The organism is Prauserella marina (assembly GCF_002240355.1).
Classification (GTDB): domain Bacteria; phylum Actinomycetota; class Actinomycetes; order Mycobacteriales; family Pseudonocardiaceae; genus Prauserella_A; species Prauserella_A marina.
Genome location: NZ_CP016353.1, coordinates 3,640,611 through 3,663,715, shown reverse-complemented (window position 1 = coordinate 3,663,715; position 23,105 = coordinate 3,640,611). Strand labels below are relative to the sequence as shown.

The window sequence follows — 23,105 nt, the reverse complement described above, 5'->3', positions numbered from 1 at the left end:
GCGCGTTCAGGGGGCTCCCGTGAACCCGTGCTGGCGCCACGCCTCGTAGACCACGATCGACGCGGTGTTGGTGAGGTTCAGCGACCGCGAGGTGGGCAGCATCGGCAGGCTCAGTGACGCGGTGATCGCGGGATCGGTGAGCACGTGCTCCGGCAGCCCGGTGGATTCCGGCCCGAACAGCAGCACGTCGTCGGCCGCGTAGGCGACGTCGGTGTAGCGGCCGGTGGCTTTCGTCGTGAAGGCGTACACAGTGGAGGGACGAAGCGCGCTCAGCGCGCTCGCGAGGTCGGCGTGCACGACGACGTGCGCGAGATCGTGATAGTCGAGTCCGGCTCTGCGCAAATACTTGTCCTCCAACGAAAAACCCAGTGGCTCGATCAGGTGGAGTTCGCAGCCGGTGTTGGCGGCGAGCCGGATCGCGTTGCCGGTGTTGGGCGGGATCTCTGGCTGGTAGAAGACGACCCGGAACACGGTGTTGCTCTCTCCTGTTCACCGGTGATTCGCTCACGCGGACGCTGCTCGCCATGTGGGGACAGCACCATCTTCACCTGTCACCGGACCACGCCGGAGGAGGGCCCCGCCGTGGAGACGGGGCCAGGGCCCTAGCGCGCGGTTTCCGCGGCCTTGCGCAGCGCCTGCCTGACGTCCTCGGGCGGTGGCGTCGGCCGGTGCGTCTCGATGTCCACCCACACGTACCTGTTGCTGCCGTCGAGCACGAGTTCGTTACCTCGGTGGATGGCGATGCCGAGCACGAGCGAGGTGTTGCCGATGTGCTCGATGCTCAGGCTCACGACGAGTTCGTCCTCGAACACCGCCGAACGCCGGTACCGCAGAGTGGTTTCGGCGACCACCATGTCGATGCCGCGATCGGTCAGGTAGGCGGCCGATCCGAACACGACCCGGTAGAACTCGAAGGCCGCCATGTCGGCGTAGGCGAGGTAGTGGGCGTTGAAGACGATGCCCTGCTGATCGCATTCGTGGTAGCGCACGCGCAATGGCATTCCGACGACGGGCGCTCGCGGGTGATCGGCCATGCTGGGCACGGTAACCGGTGATCGCCGCTGTGGCGAACGTCATCGGCGGCGCTCGCCGGGTGGCGTGCTCGCGGGCCGCGTGGTGGCAACGGCTAATCTCAGGCGACGACTGCGACAGTTCGAAGTTCGGCACGAGGAGTGTTTTTGGTGGGACGGTCCGTTCTGGTCACCGGCGGCAATCGCGGCATCGGGTTGGCCATCGCGCGCGGGTTGGCAGAGGCAGGCCACACGGTCGCGGTGACCCACCGGGGTTCCGGGGCGCCGGAGGGCCTTTTCGGTGTGCAGGCCGATGTCACCGACACCGAGCAGGTGGACGCGGCCTTCAAGCAGGTGGAGGAACATCAGGGCCCGGTCGAGGTGCTGGTGTCCAACGCGGGCATCACCGATGACACGCTCCTGATGCGGATGAGCGAGGAGCAGTTCACCAGGGTCGTCGACGCGAACCTCTCCGGTGCCTACCGGGTCGCCAAGCGCGCCTCGCGCAACATGCTGCGGGCCAAGTGGGGCCGGTTCGTGTTCATTTCGTCGGTGATCGGCCTCAGCGGCGGCGCCGGACAGGTGAACTACGCGGCGAGCAAGGCGGGCCTCGTCGGCGTCGCGCGCTCGCTGACGAGGGAACTGGGGTCCCGCAACATCACGGCGAACGTGGTGTCTCCCGGCTTCATCGTCACCGACATGACCAACGAGCTCACCGACGAGCAGCGCTCCTCCGCGCTCGCGCAGATCCCGGCGGGCCGCTACGGCGATCCCGCCGACGTCGCCGCCGCGGTGCGCTACCTGGCCTCCGACGAGGCGGGCTACATCAGCGGTGCCGTGCTTCCGGTCGACGGCGGGCTCGGCATGGGCCACTGAGGCCCTGCCGCCGTTGTTTTCTTCTCTCCCTTGACGTTTCCCGAAATTGGAGGACAGCGTGTCCGGACTGCTCGAAGGTAAACGGCTGTTGATCACCGGCATCATCACCGACGCCTCGATCGGCTTCCATGCCGCGAAGATGGCCCAGGAGCAGGGCGCGAAGGTCGTGCTCACCGGCTTCGGCAGGATGTCGCTCGTCGAGCGCATCGCCAAGCGGCTGCCAGAACCGGCGCCCGTGCTTGAGCTGGACGTGCAGAACACCGACCAGCTCGCCTCGTTGCCCGCGAGGATCAGCGAGCACGTCGACGGGCTCGACGGGGTGCTGCACTCGATCGCGTTCGCGCCCGCGAGCTGTCTCGGCTCGCCGTTCCTCGACGCGCCGAGCGAGGACGTGAGCAAGGCCGTCGACGTGTCGGCGTATTCGTACATGTCGCTGGCGAGGGCGGTGCTGCCGCTGCTGGGCCGCGGATCATCCATTGTGGGCATGGACTTCGACGCGAGGGTGGCCTGGCCTGCCTACAACTGGATGGGTGTCGCCAAAGCCGCGCTGGAGTCGGTGAACCGTTACCTCGCGCGGGATCTCGGCGAGCACGGCATCAGGGTCAACCTGGTGTCGGCAGGCCCGCTCAAGACGATGGCCGCGAAGTCGATTCCCGGTTTCTCCGGGCTGGAGGACGGCTGGGACGATCGCGCGCCGCTGGGCTGGGACACCGCCGACGCGACGCCGGTGGCCAAGAGCGTCTGCGCGTTGCTGTCGGACTGGCTGCCCGCTACGACCGGTTCGATGATCATGGTCGACGGCGGGGTGCACGCCACCGGTCAGTAGCCCGGTGGCGTGCCCGCGCCGGTGAGGACGGCGAGGTTCAGCGCCTGGTCGCCTCGGCGACCAGGTGGCTGTCCTCCAGCATCAGCAGGCGGTTGATGCGGCCCTCGCTGACCGTCAGGCGCAGCGAGAACGGGGTCTCGATGAGCCTGCCGGTCGCGAGCACCTTCGACCTGAGGTGGCCGACGAGCACGGCGTGCTCACCGTCGGCGAAGACGTGCTCGGTCACGTAGAGCTGGCGTTCGAGATGGTCGTCGAGGGTGGTGTAGAACTCGGTGGCCGCCTCACCGGTGGTGCGGTGGCCGATCCACGGAACTACGCCGGTGGCACCGGGGATGTCGAAGTCGACCTCGTCGGCGAACAGCGCGCGCAGCGCGGCGAAGTCGCCTTCGGCCACGTGCCGGCCGAAGGCCTCGACGACGGCGCGGGTCTGAGCCGTGCTGGTGGATTCGGTGACGGGCATGACGATTCTCCTTGTGTCGTAACGGGTTTTCTGGCGTGGCCGGGGCGTGGGGTCACGCGGCGACCGGTTCGGGGAGCACGCTCGCGCGCTGGATGAGGGCGGCCCAGCCGGTGGCCGCCAGTGTCAGTGCGGCCAGGCCGATACCGAGCCAGGTGACGCTGAGGTAGCCGAATCCGGCGTTGATGGTGAGCCCGCCGAGCCACGGCGCGACGACGATGCCCGCGTTGAACGCCGAGGTGTTGCTCGCGCCCGCGAGCGAGGGCGCGCTCTCGGCGAGCGCGAACACCCTGGCGTTGACGGCGGGATTGACGGCGAAGCCACCGAAGCCGAGCACCGTGATCGTCGCGAGCGCGACCGGTACCGGCGGCGCGGTGGCCAGTACGGCCAGCGCGGCGACGACGATGAGCGCACCGCCGGTGATGGTCCCGATGGGGTGCGCGTCGGCGTACCTGCCGCCGGTGGTGATTCCGGCGAGCGCCCCCGCGCCGTAGAGCGCCAGCACCCACGGGACGGCCGCGGCCGGTCCGCCGATGGAGTCGGTGAACAGCGGGGAAAGGTAGCTGAAGCAGACGGTGATGGCGGCGGTGGACAGCGCGGTGATCCCGAGCGCGAGCCACAGCGCGGGGCGGCGGTAGGCGCGCAGTTCCGTGGTCAGCGGTCCCCGGCCACCGGGGTGGTCGGTAGGCCGGACGAAAACCGCGACAGCCACCATCGCCACCAGAGCGGCACCGCCGACGGCCCAGAAGGCCACGCGCCAGCCCGCGTGCTGGCCCAGTGCCGTGCCGAGCGGGACACCGGCGACCGTGGCCATGGTCAGTCCGCCCGTGATGATCGCCAGCGCCCTGCCCCTGCGGTTGGCCGCGACGATGCCGATGGTCGTGCTCGCCGCCGCTGCCCAGAAACCCGCGCAGGCCAGCGCGGCGAGGACGCGGGAGACGAACAGTGCGCCGTAGCCGGGGGCCAGCGCGCCGAGCGCGTGGCTCGCGGCGAACACGGCGAGCATGACCAGCAAGGTCGTCCTGCGGGGCAGCCGGTGTGTGGCCATGGCCAGCAGCGGCGCCCCAGCCAGCATTCCCACGGCGAAGGCGGAGATCAGCAGGCCCGCGTCGGGGATGCTCACCCCGAGATCGGCCGCGATCGAGGGCAGCAGCCCTGCCAGCATGAACTCGGACGTGCCGAGCGCGAAGACGCTCAGGCCCAGCACGTACACCGTCAACGGCATGGCTCTCCCTTTTGTATTGTGCAGTTCAAAATGAGCGCGGCGCAAGTCCCGGCGGCGCGGCCGGGACTCTAGAGGGTTACAGGGCGGCCAGTGCGACCTCGGCGACGTCGGCGACCGTGTGCCGGTCGACGCCGAGCCGGATCGTCATCCTGATGCCGCCCACGGTGCTGTGGACGAACCTCGCGAGGGCGAGGGGATCCTTGTCCTTGTCGATCTCGCCGTCGCGCTGGGCGCTCGCGATGGCCTCGGCGAGATCGGCCACGAACCCGTCGACGTCCTCGCGCAGTTGCGCGGCGACCTCCTCGTCGCGCTTGCCGACCTCGATGAGGCTGTTGATGGCGAGGCAGCCGCGCCGGTCGTTGGCGAACTCGTCGTCGATCATCGCCGAGAGCAGTGTGCGCAGCCGGTCCCTGATGGGTTCCCCGGTTCCGAGGATCTGCTCCCGCATGTCCTTCGTCGTTCGCTCGTAGTGCCGCAGCGCCGCGCGGAACAATTCGTGCTTGCTCGTGAACGTGTTGTAGATGCTGCTGCGGCCGAGTCCGGTCGCCTCGCACAACTGCTGGGTCGATGTCGCCTCGTAGCCGTTGGCCCAGAAGGCTTCCATCGCCCGCTCGACGGCGACCCGCTCGTCGAACTCCCTTGGGCGTGCCATGAGGTCGACCCTAACACATTCTGGACTGTGCGGTGCAAAACGTGCGAACTGTGGTGCGTACTATTGCGCACCCGGGTCGGCGTGCGGGCCGCCACAGCGGGAGGATGAACCCGTGAACTACGACGCGTTGTTGTGGCTGTCCTTCGGAGGGCCGGAAGGACCCGGCGAGGTCATGCCGTTCCTGGAGAACGTCACCAGGGGCAGGGGAGTACCCCCGGCCCGCCTCGCCGAGGTGGCCGAGCACTACCAGCATTTCGGCGGCGTCTCTCCCATCAACCAGCTCAACAAGACCGCCATCGCGGCAGTGGAGAAGGAACTGGCCGGAGCCGGAATGGACCTTCCGGTGTACTTCGGCAACCGCAACTGGCATCCGATGGTCGAGGACACGCTCGCGCGCATGGCCGCCGACGGTGTCCGCCGCGCGCTGGTGTTCCCCACCAGCGCCTACGGCGGCTACTCGGCGTGCAGGCAGTACGACGAGGACATCGAGCGGGCGCGCGCCGCGTTCGGCCCCGGCGCTCCCGAACTGGTGAAGCTGCGCCAGTTCTTCGACCATCCGCTGTTCATCGCCGCCGTCGCCGACGGTGTGCGCGCCGCGCACGCGGAGCTGGCGGCGAGGCACGACCCGGCGACCATCCGCACGGTGTTCACCGCGCACTCGATCCCGGACAGTGCCGATGCCGCTTCCGGGCCTCCCGGCAGCGGAGGCCACCGCTATTCGGAGCAGGTCGCCGAAGCGGCGAGGCTGGCCGCCGCCGAGGCGGGCGTCGGGAACCACGACGTGGTGTGGCAGTCACGGTCGGGCCCGCCCCAGGTGCCATGGCTGGAACCCGACATCGTCGACCACATCGACGCGCTGCACGCGAAGGGCACCGGAGCCGTCGTGGTGTGCCCCATCGGGTTCGTCTCCGACCACCTTGAGGTCGTGTGGGATCTCGACAACGAGGCCGCGCAGCGGGCGGGAGAACTCGGCATGGGTTTCGCGCGCTCGGCCACCCCCAACGGCGACCCCCGCTTTGCCGAACTGGTGGTCGAACTGGTCCGCGAGCACACCGCGGCCGCGCCGGTGAGGAAGCTGTCGCATTTCCCCTCGGCGGGATGCACCGTCAACGGGGCGCCCTGCGCGGTGGGCTGCTGCGAGCCGGTCCGCCGCCCCTCGGCGGGCTGACCGGGGGCTGGTTCAGGCGCCCTGCGAGCGCCCGGTCTGGTCGGCGAACACCCGTACCGCCTCATTGACGGCGGCGCAGCGCGCGGTGCGGATCGCCTCGGAAAGCGGGCGCAGCGCCTGAGCCCTGCGGGTCGCCGCAGAAGCCGACAGCGCCCCTCCGGGCTCGTCCGCGCTGGCCAGCAGCAGGATCGCGCCGACCTCCTCGGCCCGCTGCAACACCCGCAACGCCCTGCCCGGCGTTCCCGAAGGCCAGTCGGGGCGCGGCCGGGACCGCAGCGTCGCCGACAACTCGGCGCGCACGCCTGGCCGGTCGCTGGCGATGTCCAGCTCCTGCAACGCTCCCGCGCTGTCCCTGATGGCGTCGGTCAGCGCGTGCTCGGCCTCCGGCAGCGGCACGTAGTCGGGCACGATGTCCGAGGCCACCGGGTAGACCGTCCAGCGCATCAGCCCTTCGGCGATGGCTTGCGGCACGATGCCGTGGCCCAGCCCTGACAGCACCACCGCCTCGCCGGCTCGCAGCGCCGCCTCGGTGAACGCGCCGCCCCCGCCGAGTCCCCTGACGTCACCGGGAACGGGAAGCACGAGGCGCACGGCAGGCGCCTCGCCGGGGCTCCGTGCGCTGGTCAGCTTCCGCAGCGAGGTGAGCACCTGAGCGGGGCCCGTTGGCACGGCTCCGGTGACCGGAAGATCGAAGACCTCGGCCACCGTTTCGTCGGCCGCGACCACCTCGTGCTCCTCGCCCCAGGCGAGTAAGGCGTCGAGCGCGTTGTCGGAAGCGGCGGCTCCGTGCAGCCACGCCGAAGACCAGACAGCAAGGGTCGCACTGGGACAGCACACGAAGATCGAGGGTACCTGGAGCTGGTCCACGTCGACGCGGGGTGCGACGGTGAGTAACTTCGGGGTGTGACTTCGTCTCCACCGCAGGACCTGCCCCGCACGGCGGGGGAGTTGCGCGCCGCGGGATACGCGCCGCGCGGCATCAAGGCCGAGATCAAAGACAACCTGCTCGCCGCGCTACGAGAAGGAAGAGACCCGTGGCCGGGCATCGTGGGCTTTTCGCGCACGGTCCTTCCCCAGCTTGAGCGCGCGCTGCTGGCCGGGCACGACGTGGTGCTGCTCGGCGAGCGCGGTCAGGGAAAGACGCGACTGCTGCGCACCCTCGCGGGTCTGCTCGACGAGTGGACGCCGGTCGTCGAGGGTTCCGAACTCGCGGAACACCCGCTGCGGCCGATCGCGCCCGCGACGGTGCGCCGGGCCGAAGAACTGGGTGACGACCTTCCGGTGACCTGGTTGCACAGGGACCGGCGCTACACCGAGAAACTCGCGACCCCCGACACGTCGGTCGGCGACCTCATCGGCGACGTCGATCCGGTCAAGGTCGCGGAGGGCCGAAGCCTCGGCGATCCGGAGACCATCCACTTCGGTCTGGTTCCGCGCGCCCACCGGGGGATCGTGGCGCTCAACGAGCTGCCCGACCTCGCCGAGCGCATCCAGGTCGCGTTGCTCAACGTCATGGAGGAACGCGACATCCAGGTTCGCGGGTACACCCTGCGGCTGCCGCTCGACGTGCTGCTCGTCGCGACGGCCAACCCCGAGGACTACACCAACAGGGGCCGCATCATCACCCCGCTCAAGGACCGGTTCGGCGCCGAGATCCGCACGCACTACCCGCTGGAGCTCGACGCCGAGGTCGGCGTCGTCCGGCAGGAGGCGGATCTGGTGGCCGAGGTGAACGATCCGCTGCTGGAGGTACTTGCCCGGTTCGTGCGCAACCTGCGCGAGTCCTCCGTCGTCGACCAGCGTTCCGGTGTGTCGGCGCGGTTCGCCGTCGCCGCGGCGGAAACCGTTGCCGCGGCGGCGTTGCGCCGTTCCGCGCTGACGGGGGAGCGGCCGGCGATCGCACGGCCGGTCGATCTCGACGCCGTCCCCTCCGTGCTGCGCGGCAAGATCGAGTTCGAACCCGGCGAGGAGGGAAGGGAAACCGAGCATCTGGTGCACCTGCTGCGCCGCGCGATCGCCGAGACGGCACGCGACCGGTTCGCCGGGCTGAACCTGCGTCCGCTGGCCGAGGCGGTCGCCGACGGGCATCTCGTCGCCACGGGCGAGCGGGTCACCGGCGCCGCGGTGCTCTCGGCGCTGCCCGAGCTTCCCGTGCTGCACGAGGTGGCCCAGCGTGCTGGTGTTTCTGCCGACGACCCGCCCGGCCGGATCGCCGCCGCGGTGGAGCTGGCACTGGAATCGCTGTACCTGTCCCGTCAGCTCGCCAAGGACGCCGACGGCAGCACGACGGTGTACGGACCGTAGCCATGACCTCGCCAGCCGAGCCGGAAGGCTACGCGTACGGGCCGTACCACGGCGGCCCCGATCCGCTCGCGCCGCCGTTCGATCTCAGGGACGCGGTCGAGGAGATCGGCCGCGACGTGATGGGAGGCTCGTCGCCGAGGTCGGCGCTTGAGGAGCTGCTGCGGAGGGGAACGCCGCGCACGGCCGGACTTGACGAGCTGAGCAGGCGCGTGTGGCAGCGCAGGTCGGAAATCCAGCGAAGGCACAATCTCGACGGCACCCTCCAGCAGGTGCGGGCGCTGCTCGACGAGGCACTGGAGGCCGAACGCGGGGCGTTGTTCCCCGACCCGGCCGACGAGGCGCGGTTCCGCGAGGCGATGCTGGATGCTCTTCCCTCCGGTACGGCGGCGGCCGTGCGCGAACTCGCCGACTACCCCTGGACGTCCGAGACCGGGCGGCGTAACTACGAGCGCATCAGGGAACTGCTCGGCAAGGAGCTGCTCGAATCCCGGTTCGAGGGCATGAAGGACGCCTTGCGCTCGACCACGCCGGAGGACATCGAGCGGGTCAACCAGATGCTGGGCGACCTCAACGCGCTGCTGTCGGCGCATGCACAAGGCTTCGCCGACATCGAGGAGCGCTTCGCCGAGTTCATGCGCAGGCACGGCGAGTTCTTCCCGGAGAACCCCGCCACCGTCGAAGAACTCATCGACGTGCTCGCCGCCAGGTCGGCCGCGGCCGCGCGCATGCTCAACTCGATGACCCCCGAACAGAGAGCCGAGCTGGCGCAGCTGTCCCAGCAGGCCTTCGGTGACCCGCGCATCGCCGATCAACTGTCTACTTTGGATTCCCAGTTGCGCGGGCTGCGCCCTGGTGAGGACTGGACGTCGGCGGCGAGGTTCCGAGGTGACGATCCGCTCGGCCTCGGTGAGGGGGTGCGGGCGATGACCGACCTCGCCGAACTCGACGCGCTCGCCGAGCAACTGTCGCAGAGCTATCCCGGTGCGCGCCTCGAAGACATCGACCTCGAAGCGCTCGAACGCCAGACCGGCGAGGAATCCGGTGTCGACGCGCGCAGGCTCACCGAACTGGAGCAGCAACTGCGTGCGCAGGGATTGTTCGAGCGCGCGCCGGACGGTTCGTTGCGCCTCGCGCCGAAGGCACTGCGCAAGCTGGGGGAGACCGCGCTCGCCGACGTGGTGCGGACGCTGCGGGGCCGCCCCGGTGAGCGGGACGTGTCCTCGGCGGGCGCCGCTGGCGAGCCGACCGGCGGTACGCGGGCCTGGCGCTTCGGTGACACCCAGCCGTGGGCGGTGTCCAGGACGGTGCGCAACGCCGTGCTGCGCACCGCCATGGACCCGGCACGCGAGACGGCTGCCGTCCGGCTCGACGTGTCCGATGTGGAGGTAGTGGAAACCGAGCACCGGGCCAGGGCCGCCGTCGCGCTGTGCGTCGACACGTCGTGGTCGATGGTGCAGGAGGGACGGTGGCTGCCCATGAAAAGGACGGCGCTGGCCCTGCACCAGCTCATCGCCACCAGGTTCAGGGGTGACGCGTTGCGGCTCATCACCTTCGGCCGCTACGCGCGCGAGGTCGAGCTGGCCGAGCTGGTCGGTCTCGACGGCGTGTGGGAACAAGGCACCAACGCACACCACGCGCTGTTGCTGGCGGGGCGGCATATTCGCCGCAATCCCGACGCGCAGCCGGTGGTGCTGATGGTGACCGACGGCGAGCCGACCGCGCATCTGGAATCCGACGGTGCCGCCGAGTTCGACTATCCGCCGACGGAACGCACCCTGGTCAAAACTCTGTCCGAAGTGGACAGGCTGGCGAAGCTGGGCACCGCGCTGACCGTGTTCCGGCTCGGTGACGACCCCAGGCTCGCGGAATTCCTCGACCTGCTGGCCAGAAGGGGGAACGGCAGGGTCGTCGCCCCCGGCCTGGATGGCCTCGGCGCCGCCGTCGTCGGCGACTACCTCCGGAGCAGAAGGCGATAGCGACGCTCAGGTACGGGCGCTCACCACGACGCGGGCTCCACGGGCGGGGACCGTGGTGATGTTGCGGGCCTTGGGCCGTTCCGGCCGCGCCCTGTCGGGGCTCAGGTGGTACCGGGACAGCACGGCGCGCAGCACCACGGAGGCCTCCAGCAGCGAGAAACCGGCGCCGAGGCAACGGCGAACGCCGCCGCCGAAGGGAAACCACGTTCCGGCGGCGGGGCCACCGCCGGTGAACCGCTCGGGGCGGAAGGCGAGCGGATCGGCGTGGTGAGCCGGATCGTGGTGGACCATCGCGATCGAGGGCATCACCGTGTGCCCCGCCGGAATGCGGTACCCGCCGATCTCGACGTCGGCGGTGAGTTTGCGGGCCACCTCGGAGATCACCGGGTGCAGGCGCATCGATTCCTTGGCGACGGCTTCGAGGTAGCCCTCGTCGCCGTCGTCGGCCGCCCGCGTCGCCGCGCGCAGGGTCGCCGGATCGCGGGCCAGTTCGTGGAAAGCCCACGCCAGCGCGGTCGCGGTGGTCTCGTGCCCCGCGAGCAGCAGGGTGATGAGCTGGTCCCTGAGTTCGGCGTCGGACAGACCCGCCGAATCGGTGCCCGGCTCGGCCGGGGGCACCGTGAGCAGCCGCGACAGCACGTCGTCGCGCCCGGTGAGGTCGCCTGCCGCGCGCCGGTCGGCGATCTCGGCGTACAGCAGCGCGTCGACCCTGCGCTGGGTGAGGGCGTACCGGCGCCACGGCCCGAACCGTTGCAGGCCCGGGTTGTGCCAGCCGAGCAGGTCGACAGGGCCGACGTCGACGATGCGCCGCAGCAGCGTCCGCAGTTCGGTGAGCCGTGGTCCCTCGGAGACGCCGAACACCACGCGCAGGATGATCTCCAGCGTCAGTGCCTGCATGCGCTGGTGCGAGGAGAACGCGACGCCGCGCGGCCAGCGGCCGACTTCCCGCTCCGTCAGCTCCTCGATCATGCCGCGGTAGCCGCGCAGCGCGGCCCCGTTGAACGCGGGCATGAGCAGCTTGCGGGCCCTCTTGTGGACGTTCTCGTCGGTGAGCAGTACCGAATGCTCGCCCATGGCGGGCTTGAGGATCACGTTGCCCTCGCCCGCGTGGAACAGCTCGGGCGAGCCGCCGAAGACGGTGCGGATGTGGTCGAGGTCGGCGAGCTGCACGACGGAACGTTCGGGATAGATCCGCAAGGCGATGACGTCGCCGTGGCGGCGCCGCAGCCAGGGCAGCCAGCGATGCCGCAGGCTGCCGAACAACATGGTCTGTACCGCGAGCGGAAGCCGGGGGCCAGGCAGCGGTCGCGTCGTCACGGGGGCCGGGGAATCCGGAGGCCGGGTAGGTGAGGCGGGGGAGTGCGGATGCGATGTGGGCATGGGCGCTCCTTCGCGTGACGACGACCCGCCCGATTTATACGCCCGTATAGATCGTGTGTCCAGCCTGACGATCTGGCCGGTAGGCTGAGCGGGTGAGTCACCGGGACGATCTCCTCGCCGCGGCGCGGCACTTGCTGGAGGAGAAGGGATACGCGCACATCACCACGCGCGACCTCGTCGCGGTGTCCGGCACCAATCTCGCCTCGATCGGCTACCACTTCGGCTCGAAGGCCGGCCTGCTCAACGCCGCGATCGGCGAGGTGTTCGAGGAGTGGACCCAGCAGCTGGCCGAACTGGCGATGGCCGATCCCACCGCTTCCCCCGTCGAGCGGGGGCACGTGACCTGGGCCGCGCTGCTGGGCAGCCTCACCAGGAAACGCAAACTGCTGCTGTCCTACCTTGAGGCGCTCGCGCAGGCTGAGCGGACACCGGTCCTGCGGGAACAATTCGCCGGGCAGTACCGCGCGTGCCGGAGCAGGGTTTCCGCGCTCGTCGCGGAATCGCTCGGCGACGGCACGTCGGCCGAGGATCCCCGATGCAGGGCCGTGGCGAGTTTCGTCATAGCCGTGTGCGACGGGCTTTCCGTGCAATGGCTGCTGGACAGCGAGGACGCGCCGACGGCAGAGGAACTGATGGCGGGGCTGATGTCCATGTGGTCGGTCTCGTTCCCACCAGCCGGGAAGACAGGGGGAGATCCGGCTTAGGGTTGAGATATGCAGACTTGGTCATCGGTAGCCGTGCCCCGTATCCCTGGAACACCACGGCCCCTGCGGCTGTACGACACCGCTGCCGGTCAGGTCAGGCCGACCTCGCCTGGCAAGGTCGCCAGGATGTATGTCTGCGGCATCACGCCCTACGACGCCACCCACCTCGGGCATGCCGCGACCTACCTCGCCTTCGACCTGGTGTACCGGCAGTGGCTCGACGCGGGCCACGACGTGCACTACGTGCAGAACGTCACCGACATCGACGACCCGTTGCTGGAACGCGCCGAGCGCGACCAGGACGACTGGGTCGTGCTCGGGATGCGCGAGACCGCGTTGTTCCGTGAGGACATGGAGGCGCTGCGGCTGCTGCCGCCACGCGACTACGTCGGCGCGGTCGAGACCATTCCGGAGATCGTCGAGGTGATCGGCAAGCTGCTGGCCGAGGGCGCCGCCTACCGGGTCGACGATCCCGAGTACCCCGACGTGTACTTCGACCGCTCGTTCACGGGCCGGTTCGGCTACGAATCCCGCTACGACGAGGCGACCATGGCCGCGCTGTTCGGCGAGCGAGGCGGTGATCCCGGCCGTGCCGGCAAGCGGGACCCGCTCGACGCGCTGCTGTGGCGCGCGGCGAGGGACGGCGAGCCTTCGTGGGAATCGGACCTGGGACCGGGCAGGCCGGGCTGGCACATCGAGTGCAGCGCGATCGCGGTCAACCGGCTCGGCCTCGGATTCGACATCCAGGGCGGTGGGTCGGACCTCGCCTTCCCGCATCACGAGTTCAGCGCGGCGCACGCCGAGGCGCTGACCGGAAGTCATCCCTTCGCGCGGCACTACGTGCACGCCGGAATGATCGGCCTCGACGGCGAGAAGATGTCGAAGTCCAAGGGCAACCTCGTGTTCGTGTCCAAGCTCAGGTCCGAAGGGGTCGAACCGGCCGCGATCCGGCTCGCCCTCTTCGCGGGCCACTACCGCGAGGACAGGGCGTGGACCGGCTCGCTGCTGGCGGACGCGCGGGCGAGGCTGGCCAGGTGGCGGGACGCCGTGGCGCTGTCCGAGGGGCCCGCCACCGGCGAGGTGATCGCGCGGGTGCGCGACCATCTCGCCGACGATCTCGACACCCCGGCCGCGCTCGCCGCGCTGGACGCGTGGGCGGCCGAGGCGCTGCGGCGCGAAGGAACCGATGGGAACGCTCCTTCCGAGATCGCCGCCGCCGTCGATGCCTTGCTGGGTATCTCCCTGTAGTGCACCGCTAGCTCGCCAGCGCCAGGTGCGTGCCGGGCCAGCCCTGGCGCAGCCACCGGTCGTGGGAGGCGACGACCACCGCTCCCGGCGCCTCGTCCAGCGCCGTGAACAGCTCCTCGGCCAGCGTGAGCGAGATGTGGTTGGTCGGCTCGTCGAGCAGCAGCACGTCCGGTGGGTCGGCGGCGAGGATCGCGAGCGCGAGCCTGCGCCGCTGGCCCACCGACAAGGCACCGACCGGGCGTTCGAGGTCGCTCGGCGGCAGCAGCCCGAGGGTCCGCAGCTCCGGCGCCCCTGGCCCGGCCGCCGCCGCGTAGAGCGCGATCGGTGACCTGCCCGGATCGGGAAAGGTCGTGTCCTGATCCAGCAACCCGATCCTGACTCCGGGCGCGCGGTGCACCACCCCGCCGCACGGAGCCAGCCGCCCGGCCAGAACGGCGAGCAGCGTCGACTTGCCCGAACCGTTGCCTCCGGTCACCAGGAGCCTGGCCGACGCACCGACATCGAGCCGGTCGAGCCGAAGCCTGCCCGAGACCTCGATGTCGCGGACCGACAACGCGAGTCCGGTAGCGGCCGGCTCGCCGTTGGCCGCGGTCAGTCGCGCGGCGAACCGCAGCGGTGCCGGTGGTTTGCGTACCTGGTCGCGTTCCAGTTCGGCGAGGCGTTGCCGTGCGTTGCGCACCCTGCGCGAGATCTGCCGCTGCACCCTGCCGGTCTTGAAGTCGTAGGCCATCTTCGCGTTGTCGGTGGGCCCCCTGTCGTGGTTGATGTCGCGAGCGGTGACGGCGACGTCGTGGCGCAGCCCGCGCAGCTCGTCCTGTTCCTCGGCGAACCGCTGCTCCCAGCGGGCGCGCTCGGCGCGTTTGGCCGCGAGGTAGTCGGAGTAGCGCCCGCCGTAGCGGGAGGGGCCACCCAGCGCTGGGTCGAGGTCGACGATGCCGGTGCACACGGCGTCGAGGAAAACCCGGTCGTGGGAGGACAACAGCACGATTCCCGGCAGCGAGGCCAGATGCCGTTGCAGGAACTCCAGCGCGGCGTCGTCGAGATGGTTGGTCGGTTCGTCGAGCAGCAGCGTCTCCGGTTGCCTGATCAGCAGCGCGGCGAGCGCGAGCCGGGACCGTTGCCCGCCGGAGAGGCTGTCCAGTTGCCTGCTGGTGGCGATGTCGCCGAGCCCGAGTCCCGTGCGGACCAGCGTGGCGCGCCGGTCGGCGTCCCACAGGTCGTGGGTCTGCGCCCAGTCGAGCACCAGCCCGTACTCCTGGAGTGCCGCGGTGTCGTCGGGATGCTCCGCGAGCCTGGCACCGAGTTCGTCGAGCCGCAGCGCCGCTTTCCTGATGTCGGCCAGCGCGTCGTCGACCACGTCCGCGACGGTCGCTTCGGCCGGATAGGGCAGTTCCTGGTCGAGGAACCCGATGTCCCCACCGCCCTCGACGGTGCCGGCCTGCGCGTGCTCGATACCGGCGAGCAGCCGCAGCAGCGTGGACTTGCCGATGCCGTTCTCGCCGACGAGGCCGACGCGGTGTCCCGCGCTCGCGGTGAGATCGACGCCGGAGAAGACGATCTTGTCGCCGTAGGCGAAGTGGAGATCCCTGGCATGAAGAGAAAGACGTGAAGGCAGAAGGCACCACCGGTCCTGGGTAGGAAAGGGCGCCCGCGGGGCAGCGGCCTCCGGAAACGGGCGCGGACTCGGTGTCAGCTCTTCATGATCCGCCAAGCCTAACCGGGGGCAGTCCGCCGGGCCACCGATTTATCGCGGAGCCTTGACCAGCGGAAGCATGTGGCCCAATATGAAGGGAATCTTTCGAAAGAACTCTTTCACGTTGGAGTGAGCATGGCCGCGCTACCGGAACGCCGCAGGGTGAGGGACGCCGAACTGATGAGGGCGCTGGCTCATCCGCTGCGCACGGAAGTACTCGGCTACCTGATGTCGGCAGGCCCGCGCACCGCGACCCAGTGCGCGGAGGCCGTCGGCGCGACGGCCTCCAATTGCAGCTGGCATCTGCGCCAGCTCGCCGAGTTCGGGCTCGTCGAGCGCGTGGAAGGGGACAACGCGAGGGAACGGCCGTGGCGCGCCAGTCAGGTCGGGCTCGACTTCGGCGCCGTCGATCCCGGCTCGGCGAGCCACACGGCCCACCTGGGCATGCTCGGCGCGAACCTCACCGAGGAACAGACGCTCACACGGCGGGCGCTCGACGCGCTGGAGACCGTGCCGGAGCCGTGGCGCGACGCGATGGCCGTCAACCGCTACGGCCTGCGTCTCACGGCCGAGGAACTCACCGGCCTCATCGAACAGGTCGACGCGCTGATCCGGCCGTATGTCAGCACCGTGCGCACCGAGGTGCCCGACGACGCGCGGCCGGTCTACCTCGGCCTCAGGGCGTTCCTGAGATTCGACGCCGACGGAACGCCCAGCGCATGAGAACTCCGCTGGGGCAACGGGACTTCGCCAGGCTGTGGTCGGCGACCTTCTTCTCCGAGGTCGGTGAGTGGATTTTGCAGGTCGCGCTCCCGCTACAGGTGTACGCGCTGACCGGATCGGCGGCCTCGACGGCGGCGACGATGGTGCTCGGTCTGCTGCCCGCGGTCCTGCTCAGCCCGGTCGCCGGAGTGCTCGCCGACCGGTTCGACCGCAGGCTGGTCCTGTTGTGCGCGTGCGCGGGCCAGTGCGCGGCGGCGCTGCCGTTGCTCGCGCTCGGTACGAACGGCGCGCTGGTGCTGCTGTACGTCGTGATGGGTGCACAGGCCGCGATCGCGTCGGTGATCGAGCCCGCCCGCAACGCGCTCGTACCCAGCCTCGTCGGTGCCGCCGACGTGACCACGGCGAACGCCCTGATCGGGCTCAACGCCACGCTCGCCAGGCTGGCCGGAGCGTGGCTCGGCGGAGTCGTGCTCGCGACGGGTGGCCTGTCGTCGGTCGTGGCGGCCTACCTCGTCACGACCGGCTGCGCCGTGGCGTTGCTCGTCGCACCGTTCCCGCACCTCGTTCCGGCGACCGAGCCGGGCGAGCGGACAGGGGCACTGCGGTCGTGGCTGGAGGGCCTTGGTGAGTTCATCCGCGACACCCGGCTGCGCGTGACCGGCGTCGTGATCGTGCTCATCTCCTGCGCGCAGGGCATGTTCCTGCTGCTGTTCGTCCTGTTCGTCACCGGACCGCTCGGCGGAGGGGAGGCCGAGGTCGGCTTGCTGCGCGGGGTCCAAGCCATCGGCGGGCTCGCCGCCGGTGCGGTGCTGGCCGTGCTCGGCAGGCGGCTCGTTCCCGGTGCGCTGTTCGGCTGGGGAGTGCTGGCTTTCGCGATCATCTCGTTCGTGATCTGGAACGGCCCGGCGCTCACCGTCGCGCTCGGCGTGTACGTGGGCCTTTTCATCGTCGTCGGGGCACCGGGCGTCGTGCTCAACACCGGGATGCTGTCGCTGTTGCAGACCGGGAGCGCGCCCGCGCTGACCGGAAGGGTGCTCAGCACCGCCTTCGCGGTGGGGGCGGCCGGCAACGTGGCTGGCATGCTCACGGCGGGCTGGCTCGCCGGGACCGTCGGCCTCGGCGGCCTGCTCAACGTCCAGGCCGGGTTGCTCCTCGTCGCCGGTCTGATCGCGCTCGCGGGGCACAGGGCGGCGAAGCGGACGCCGGTCACTTCGCGGGCCTGATGAGGCCGGTCGCGGGATACCGTGGGGGTCGTGCCGACCCTGTATGCCACGAGCGACCTGCATGTCACCCACCAAGGCAACGCGCCGCTCGTCGACCGGATCCAGCCGACGTCGGCGGAGGACTGGCTGCTCGTCGTCGGCGACGTCGGGGAACGCATGTCCGCCGTCGTGGACACGCTGGCGGTGCTGCGCGAGCGGTTCGCCACCGTGGTGTGGGTTCCCGGCAACCACGAACTGTGGACGACCGTGAAGGACCCGGACACCCACCGCGGCAAGGACCGCTACGACGAACTGGTCCGCCGCTGCCGCGCCATCGGCGTGCTCACTCCCGAGGACGAGTTCCCGGTGTGGCGCCACGGCGCCCGCCCGCTGACGATCGCGCCGCTGTTCCTGCTCTACGACTACACCTGGCGAACCCCCTCGGCCGAGGACGTGCCGCTTGAGGAGGCGATGCGGCAGGCGAGGGAAGCGGGCGTCGTGTGCACCGACGAATACCTGCTGCACGCCGACCCTTTCGAAAGCAGAGCGCGGTGGTGCGCCAGCAGGCTCGAACTGACCGAGAAGAAACTCGCCGCGATCCCCGCCGATCACGGCACGGTCCTCATGTCGCACTGGCCGCTGCACCGGCACCCGACCGCGCCGCTGCACTACCCGGAGTTCGCGATGTGGTGCGGCACCAAGGAGACCGCCGACTGGCATCTGCGGTTCCGGGCCGAGGTCGCCGTGTACGGGCACCTGCACATTCCCCGCACCACCTACCACGACAGGGTGCGCTTCGAGGAGGTGTCACTCGGCTATCCCCGCGAATGGCGCAAGCGGGCGAGGGGAGCGGTGCCCATGCGCGCGCTGCTGTGAACCGGCCTCACCTGGCGCTGTCGGTGCCCTCGGCGGCGAGCCGGTCGGCGATATCGCGCGGCTGTCGGCCGAGGAGTTCGGCGAGCAGGGGGTCGGCTTCGGCGAAGTAGCCCGCGCGAGCGGCTTGGTACCAGGAGAGCAGTAACCGGGCCATCGGCTCACCGGCTCCGCTCGCGATCTGGTCGGCGACCCACTGTTCGTCGTCCACGACGACGCGCTCGATGGTGCGACCGGTCAGGCCGGACGCGATCGTGGCGACCTCGTCGAAGGTGACGGCGGTTGGCGCGGTGAGGGTGACCGGGCCGTCGAAGGAGCGGTCACCGGCGAGAATGACCGCGGTGCCCTCGGCCACGTCGGCCCGATCGGCATACGGGACAGGACCGTCCGCGGGCTGGGCGATCCGCCCTGTCCGCCGCCACGGGCCCAGAACCTGGTCAAGCGTGCCGTAGGCGCCATTGCGCAGTGCCGTCCAGGCCACTCCGGACTCCGCGAGGAACGCCTCGGTGGCGACGTGTGGTTCCGACGGCCGGTACGGATTGCCGGGGACGGCGCCCTGCTGGCTCGTGTAGAGGATCCGCTGGGCGCCCGCCGCGACGGCGGCCTCGATGGCACCGCGATGCAGGGCGGCCACGTCGGCGGCCGGGTCGTTTCCGGACACCAGCAGTACCTGCTCGGCACCGGCGAAGGACTCACGAAGCGCGGCCGGATCCTCGTAGGAACCCCGCCGCACCCGGACGCCGCGGTCGGCGAGGTGCCGCGCCTTGGCGGCATCACGGACGCTGACGCCGATCCGGTCGGCGGGTACGCGCGTGAGGAGGTGTTCGACGGTGGCACCGCCCAGTCCGCCGGTGGCGCCGGTGACAACGATCATGTTCGTGACCTTCCTGTATTCACCCGGTGTCCGTCCTGGTGACGGACGGAACCATAACCTGACCATGTGAGTCAGTTTCGTGTCCGACCGCAACGGTAGGTAAACTGACCTGGCAGGTCAAATTCCGGCGACGAGCGGTGATGAAAGACGGTGAGGACCTTGACCGGTGCGGTGCCTTCGCGATCGCGGCTGCGTGCCGACGCCAGGCGCAATTCCGAGCAGATCCGCTCAGCCGCGATCGGTGCTTTCCAGGGGCGGGGTCTGACGGTGCCGCTGGAGGAGGTCGCCGCGGCGGCTGGGGTGAGCAAGGCGACGATCTTCAACCGGTTCGGCGGCCGGATCGGCCTCATCGAGGCCGTCATCGAAGAGGTCGTCGCGACGGAGCTGTTCGCCGTCATCGACCACGCCAGGACCATCGATGACGCGGGCGAGCGGATCGCGCACTACCTGACCGCGCTCCGCGACCTCCAGTACCGCCAGCCCGCCGTCAACGACGTCCTGCTGCGGACGTATCCGCACTCGCGGCAGCTCATGGAGATCTGCCGCGTCGGAAGCGAGGCCAACGACGAAGTCGTCGCGGCGGCGCGGGCCTCCGGCGCGCTGCGCCCCGAGTTCACGGCGGGCGACCTTCACGCGCTCGTCGTCGACAACGCCCTCGCTCTCAAGCACGGCGAGCGGCCGGCCAGGGACGACTACGACCGCCGGACGACGTACCTTCTGGACGGAATCCGCGGGTCCGGCTGACGACGCGCTACTCAGGCGGCTTCCTGCCGAGCACTACCGTGAAGGGAACGACCGCGACCAGCAACGTCGCCGGGATACCGAAGCCGAGTAGCGCGTCCTGGTGGTAGGGCGCGGTGAACACGGCGGGCGCCGCCGCCATCCCGACGAACCGCATGGCCTGCACGACCGAAATGGCGCCCCCTCTGCCCCGGTCGCCGCCCGCCAGCACCGTCATGTTGACGGCGACCATCACGAGCTGCCCGCACAGTCCGGCCAGCGCCCAGCTCGTCGCGGCCGCCGGAAGAGAGCCGAACAGCCCGATCGCGGCAAGGCACAGCGCACCGGCCAGCAGCCCCACCGTGGCCGAGAGCCTTGCCCCGAACCGGTCGGCGATCCTGCCCACCATTCCCGCGGTGAGGAAACCAGCGATCCCGAACCCCGTCAGCACCAGCCCGCGCAGCCCCGAGCTCAGCCCGAACGCGTCCTCAAGCCGGAACGCCACGAGAAAGGACATCCCGGAAAGGCACGCCCAGCCGATCAGCGCGACGACGCCGGGCAGCAGGATCGCCTTCCGCCACGAATCACGCAGCCGTGGCGGCGCGGCGTCCTCGCTCGGCCGGTCGGGCGGCATCGGGCACAGCGCGAGCACCACGCCCACCACGGCGATCCCGGCGAAGGCCAGGCGCCAGTTCAGCTCCGCGGCCAGTCCTCCCACCAGCGGTGCCGACGTCTGGCCCAGTGCCTGCATCGCGCCGAAGAGACCGAGTGCCCTGCCGAGCCGCGCCGGAGGCATACCGGCGGTGAGCTTCGCCATCAGCAACGGCAGCGTGAACGCGTTGGCCGCGCCCTGTACGCCCCGCGACACCTGGAACAGCCAGAACCACGGGGCCAGCGCGGCGACGACCGCGGCGACGGCATAGGTGACGTAGGCCAGCCGGATGGTCCTGCCGGGGCCCCAGCGTTCCCCGAGCGTCCCCGACACCAGCATCAGCCCGGCGAAGGGAAGCAGGTAGACCGTCACCGACGAGGCGGCGACCGAGGGGGAGACGGCGAAACTCTGCCCGAGCTCGGGCAGGATCGCGGCGACGACACCGCCGCCGAACGGTCCCAGCAGCGCACCGACGTAGAGCGGGCCGCGCCCAGGCCCGCCGCCCCCGGTGTTCAGTGCCCTGCCGAGCCGGGCCCGTCCGGCCTTCGCCTGCGCAGATAGCGTTCGAACTCGGCGGCGATCTTGTCGCCGCTTGCCTCGTCGAGGGTGATCTCGGCGTCGCCGCGCTCCTCAAGGCTGCGCACGTACTCGCTGATCTCCTCGTCCTCCTCGGCCATCTCGGTGACCGTGCGCTGCCACTCCTCGGCTTGTTCGGGCAGCGCGCCGAGCGGGATCTCCACGTCCAGCACGTCCTCCAGCTTGTGCAGCAGCGCGAGCGTGGCCTTGGGCGAAGGCGGATGCGACACGTAGTGCGGGACGGCCGCCCACACCGAAACGGCGGGAACACCGGCCTGGACACAGCAGTCCTGGAGCACGCCGACGATGCCGGTCGGGCCCTGATAACGATTGCGTTCGAGGCCGAAACGCGCGGCAGCCTCGGCGTCGTAGGCGGTGCCGGTCACCGGAACGGGACGGGTGTGCGCGGTGTCGGCGAGCAGCGCGCCGAGGGTCACCACGGTCGAAATCTCCAGCTGTTCGATGTGTTCCAGCAGCTCCGCGCAGAAGGCCCGCCACCTCAGGTTGGGCTCGGGGCCCTGCACGAGGACGATGTCCCTGTCGAAACCCTCTGGTCTGCACACGGCGAGCCGGGTCGTCGGCCACTCGACCCTCCTCGTGACACCCTCGACCATCTTGACCGTCGGTCTGCTGACCTGGAAGTCGTAGTAGTCGTCGGGGTCGAGCTCGGCCAGTGGCTTGGCGTCCCAGTTGAGCTGGAGATGCTCGATCGCCGTGCTCGCCGCGTCGCCTGCGTCGTTCCAGCCTTCAAAAGCGACGACCATGACCGGTTTGAGCTCGGAATGGTGATCCAGTGCTTCGTCGGAGGGCTTGCTCACACGCCCAGCCTACGGCCAGTGCGCTAGCGCCGTGGGCCGCAGCCGGGTACGCACCGTACGCGTGTCCCTCACGCAGCGCGGTCGTCCCCTGAGCCCCGGCGGTCACTCCGCGCCCGGCCGTAGGCTGGGCACCATGCCAGCACCTCCGGTCCCGCCGCCGTCGCACGCGTCCGGCGGCGTCCGGCTCTCGCGCGCGGCGGACGAGGTGACCCGCTTCACCATCGCCGGAAACGAGAACGACAACCTCGGTCACCCTGGCGGGCCCGGAACCGGCGGGAATCGCGTTTCATCGGCCGGAAGTGGTTTTTCCGGGGAGCGATCCGCTGATCTCGGAAAGTATTCTCGGGGACGCTCTTCGCTCCGGCGCCGCGAATCGGCGGGACATTTTCCGGGAATACCGGTTGTGCTCGGAACGAAATCGACGTCCATCTCGACCTCAAGGAGCGAACGTGAACCGACCGTCCGTTGTGGACGGCCCAGCCGCCGTACTGTGGGACATGGACGGAACCCTGGTCGATTCCGAGAAACTGTGGGACATGGCCCTCTACGAGACAGCCGCCCGGCTCGGTGGTGAGCTGACGGCCGAGCAGCGGTTCTCTCTCATCGGGTCCAATATGGACGCCACGACTCGCTATCTGCTCGCCGTCACGGGCAACGCGGAGAGCGCCGAGGCGGTCGCGAAGGTCGCGGGCTGGATCAGGGAACGCACCGCAGCCCTTTTCGCCGACGAACTGCCGTGGCGCCCGGGGGCGAGGGAGGCGCTTGTCGCGATCCGCGAGGCGGACATCCCGTGTGCGCTGGTCACCTCCACCGAACGCGCGCTGACCGAACTCGCGCTCAACACGATCGGCAGGGAATTCTTTACCGTCACCGTGTGCGGTGACGAGGTCGGCGGGCTGAACAAGCCGCACCCCGAGCCATATCTGCGGGCCGCGCGGTTGCTTGCCGCGGATCCGCGGCAGTGCGTCGCGGTCGAGGATTCGCCGGTGGGTACCGAATCGGCGGTCGCTGCCGGTTGCACTGTGCTCGTCGTGCCCAATGACGTCGTTGTCGAGCCCGGGGTACGGCGACTGTTCCGTGCCTCGCTCGTCGGCCTCGACGCGCCCGCGCTCGCGGAGCTGGCGCGCGCGTCCTGAGTGGCCTGGTGG

General features: G+C 70.1%; 23 protein-coding genes. 12 read left to right on the top strand and 11 right to left on the bottom strand.

What is annotated here, in order from left to right; genetic code table 11:
• Nucleotides 1-6 precede the first annotated feature (6 nt).
• Nucleotides 7-471 carry a tRNA (cytidine(34)-2'-O)-methyltransferase gene (locus tag BAY61_RS17180; protein ID WP_091805117.1) on the bottom strand — a complete coding sequence of 155 codons (465 nt, stop codon included), beginning with the start codon at nt 469-471 and terminating at the stop codon, nt 7-9.
• Between the two features lie 131 nt (nt 472-602).
• Entirely contained in the window at nt 603-1,034 is a 432-nt protein-coding gene (locus tag BAY61_RS17175; protein WP_091805114.1) for an acyl-CoA thioesterase, read from the bottom strand.
• 147 nt (nt 1,035-1,181) lie between these two features.
• Here BAY61_RS17175 and fabG point away from each other — a divergent pair, with 147 nt between their 5' ends.
• Nucleotides 1,182-1,886, top strand: a complete 705-nt coding sequence (gene fabG, locus BAY61_RS17170; protein ID WP_091805111.1) for a beta-ketoacyl-ACP reductase — start codon at nt 1,182-1,184, stop codon at nt 1,884-1,886.
• 58 nt (nt 1,887-1,944) lie between these two features.
• Nucleotides 1,945-2,712, top strand: a complete 768-nt coding sequence (gene fabI / locus BAY61_RS17165) for an enoyl-ACP reductase FabI (RefSeq protein WP_091805108.1) — start codon at nt 1,945-1,947, stop codon at nt 2,710-2,712.
• 37 nt (nt 2,713-2,749) lie between these two features.
• Here fabI and BAY61_RS17160 read toward each other — a convergent pair whose 3' ends face one another.
• The 3 genes from BAY61_RS17160 to BAY61_RS17150 form a co-directional block, all read right to left on the bottom strand.
• On the bottom strand, nt 2,750-3,172 hold the full coding sequence (locus tag BAY61_RS17160; protein WP_091805105.1) for a nuclear transport factor 2 family protein: 423 nt from the start codon (nt 3,170-3,172) through the stop codon (nt 2,750-2,752).
• 52 nt (nt 3,173-3,224) lie between these two features.
• Nucleotides 3,225-4,394, bottom strand: a complete 1,170-nt coding sequence (locus tag BAY61_RS17155) for a Cmx/CmrA family chloramphenicol efflux MFS transporter (protein WP_091805102.1) — start codon at nt 4,392-4,394, stop codon at nt 3,225-3,227.
• 76 nt (nt 4,395-4,470) lie between these two features.
• On the bottom strand, nt 4,471-5,046 hold the full coding sequence (locus tag BAY61_RS17150) for a TetR/AcrR family transcriptional regulator (protein WP_091805099.1): 576 nt from the start codon (nt 5,044-5,046) through the stop codon (nt 4,471-4,473).
• Nucleotides 5,047-5,158: 112 nt separating this feature from the next.
• On the opposite strand from BAY61_RS17150, the gene BAY61_RS17145 reads away from it, so the two are divergent.
• On the top strand, nt 5,159-6,214 hold the full coding sequence (locus tag BAY61_RS17145) for a ferrochelatase (protein WP_091805097.1): 1,056 nt from the start codon (nt 5,159-5,161) through the stop codon (nt 6,212-6,214).
• Nucleotides 6,215-6,226: 12 nt separating this feature from the next.
• Here the strand turns inward: BAY61_RS17145 and BAY61_RS17140 are convergent, their stop codons facing one another.
• A complete protein-coding gene (locus tag BAY61_RS17140; protein ID WP_091805355.1) occupies nt 6,227-7,051 on the bottom strand; it encodes a hypothetical protein in 825 nt (274 codons plus the stop codon).
• A 66-nt stretch (nt 7,052-7,117) separates the two neighbouring features.
• Here BAY61_RS17140 and BAY61_RS17135 point away from each other — a divergent pair, with 66 nt between their 5' ends.
• Together BAY61_RS17135 and BAY61_RS17130 are read left to right on the top strand one after the other, a co-directional pair.
• Nucleotides 7,118-8,518, top strand: a complete 1,401-nt coding sequence (locus BAY61_RS17135; RefSeq protein ID WP_091805094.1) for an ATP-binding protein — start codon at nt 7,118-7,120, stop codon at nt 8,516-8,518.
• Nucleotides 8,519-8,520: 2 nt separating this feature from the next.
• Nucleotides 8,521-10,494 (top strand): vWA domain-containing protein, encoded by a 1,974-nt coding sequence (locus BAY61_RS17130; RefSeq protein WP_091805092.1) that lies wholly within the window; start codon nt 8,521-8,523, stop codon nt 10,492-10,494.
• Between the two features lie 6 nt (nt 10,495-10,500).
• Here the strand turns inward: BAY61_RS17130 and BAY61_RS17125 are convergent, their stop codons facing one another.
• Nucleotides 10,501-11,874, bottom strand: a complete 1,374-nt coding sequence (locus tag BAY61_RS17125) for a cytochrome P450 (RefSeq protein ID WP_091805089.1) — start codon at nt 11,872-11,874, stop codon at nt 10,501-10,503.
• Between the two features lie 92 nt (nt 11,875-11,966).
• On the opposite strand from BAY61_RS17125, the gene BAY61_RS17120 reads away from it, so the two are divergent.
• Both BAY61_RS17120 and mshC read left to right on the top strand, forming a co-directional pair.
• Nucleotides 11,967-12,578, top strand: a complete 612-nt coding sequence (locus BAY61_RS17120) for a TetR/AcrR family transcriptional regulator (protein ID WP_091805086.1) — start codon at nt 11,967-11,969, stop codon at nt 12,576-12,578.
• A 9-nt stretch (nt 12,579-12,587) separates the two neighbouring features.
• Entirely contained in the window at nt 12,588-13,826 is a 1,239-nt protein-coding gene (mshC, locus tag BAY61_RS17115) for a cysteine--1-D-myo-inosityl 2-amino-2-deoxy-alpha-D-glucopyranoside ligase (RefSeq protein ID WP_091805083.1), read from the top strand.
• 7 nt (nt 13,827-13,833) lie between these two features.
• Here mshC and BAY61_RS17110 read toward each other — a convergent pair whose 3' ends face one another.
• Nucleotides 13,834-15,441 (bottom strand): ABC-F family ATP-binding cassette domain-containing protein, encoded by a 1,608-nt coding sequence (locus BAY61_RS17110; RefSeq protein ID WP_091805352.1) that lies wholly within the window; start codon nt 15,439-15,441, stop codon nt 13,834-13,836.
• Nucleotides 15,442-15,654: 213 nt separating this feature from the next.
• On the opposite strand from BAY61_RS17110, the gene BAY61_RS17105 reads away from it, so the two are divergent.
• Genes BAY61_RS17105 through BAY61_RS17095 form a run of 3 tightly spaced genes read left to right on the top strand, consistent with a single transcriptional unit; the run spans nt 15,655 to nt 18,320 of the window.
• Nucleotides 15,655-16,242 carry a winged helix-turn-helix domain-containing protein gene (locus tag BAY61_RS17105; RefSeq protein ID WP_091805080.1) on the top strand — a complete coding sequence of 196 codons (588 nt, stop codon included), beginning with the start codon at nt 15,655-15,657 and terminating at the stop codon, nt 16,240-16,242.
• On the top strand, nt 16,239-17,465 hold the full coding sequence (locus BAY61_RS17100) for an MFS transporter (RefSeq protein WP_091805077.1): 1,227 nt from the start codon (nt 16,239-16,241) through the stop codon (nt 17,463-17,465). The genes BAY61_RS17105 and BAY61_RS17100 overlap by 4 nt, the downstream gene beginning before the upstream one ends.
• A gap of 30 nt (nt 17,466-17,495) precedes the next feature.
• Entirely contained in the window at nt 17,496-18,320 is an 825-nt protein-coding gene (locus tag BAY61_RS17095; RefSeq protein WP_091805349.1) for a metallophosphoesterase family protein, read from the top strand.
• Between the two features lie 7 nt (nt 18,321-18,327).
• Here the strand turns inward: BAY61_RS17095 and BAY61_RS17090 are convergent, their stop codons facing one another.
• Nucleotides 18,328-19,191, bottom strand: coding sequence for an NAD(P)H-binding protein (locus BAY61_RS17090; RefSeq protein WP_091805074.1), 864 nt, complete (start codon nt 19,189-19,191; stop codon nt 18,328-18,330).
• A 159-nt stretch (nt 19,192-19,350) separates the two neighbouring features.
• Between BAY61_RS17090 and BAY61_RS17085 the strand changes: the two genes are divergently transcribed.
• Entirely contained in the window at nt 19,351-19,935 is a 585-nt protein-coding gene (locus tag BAY61_RS17085; RefSeq protein ID WP_091805347.1) for a TetR/AcrR family transcriptional regulator, read from the top strand.
• Nucleotides 19,936-19,942: 7 nt separating this feature from the next.
• On the opposite strand, the gene BAY61_RS17080 is transcribed toward BAY61_RS17085, so the two are convergent.
• Both BAY61_RS17080 and BAY61_RS17075 read right to left on the bottom strand, forming a co-directional pair.
• Nucleotides 19,943-21,079, bottom strand: a complete 1,137-nt coding sequence (locus tag BAY61_RS17080) for an MFS transporter (protein WP_338061473.1) — start codon at nt 21,077-21,079, stop codon at nt 19,943-19,945.
• Nucleotides 21,076-21,957, bottom strand: a complete 882-nt coding sequence (locus BAY61_RS17075; RefSeq protein WP_091805068.1) for a PAC2 family protein — start codon at nt 21,955-21,957, stop codon at nt 21,076-21,078. The genes BAY61_RS17080 and BAY61_RS17075 overlap by 4 nt, the downstream gene beginning before the upstream one ends.
• A 449-nt stretch (nt 21,958-22,406) precedes the next feature.
• On the opposite strand from BAY61_RS17075, the gene BAY61_RS17070 reads away from it, so the two are divergent.
• A complete protein-coding gene (locus tag BAY61_RS17070) occupies nt 22,407-23,093 on the top strand; it encodes an HAD family hydrolase (protein ID WP_256328051.1) in 687 nt (228 codons plus the stop codon).
• Nucleotides 23,094-23,105 lie beyond the last annotated feature (12 nt).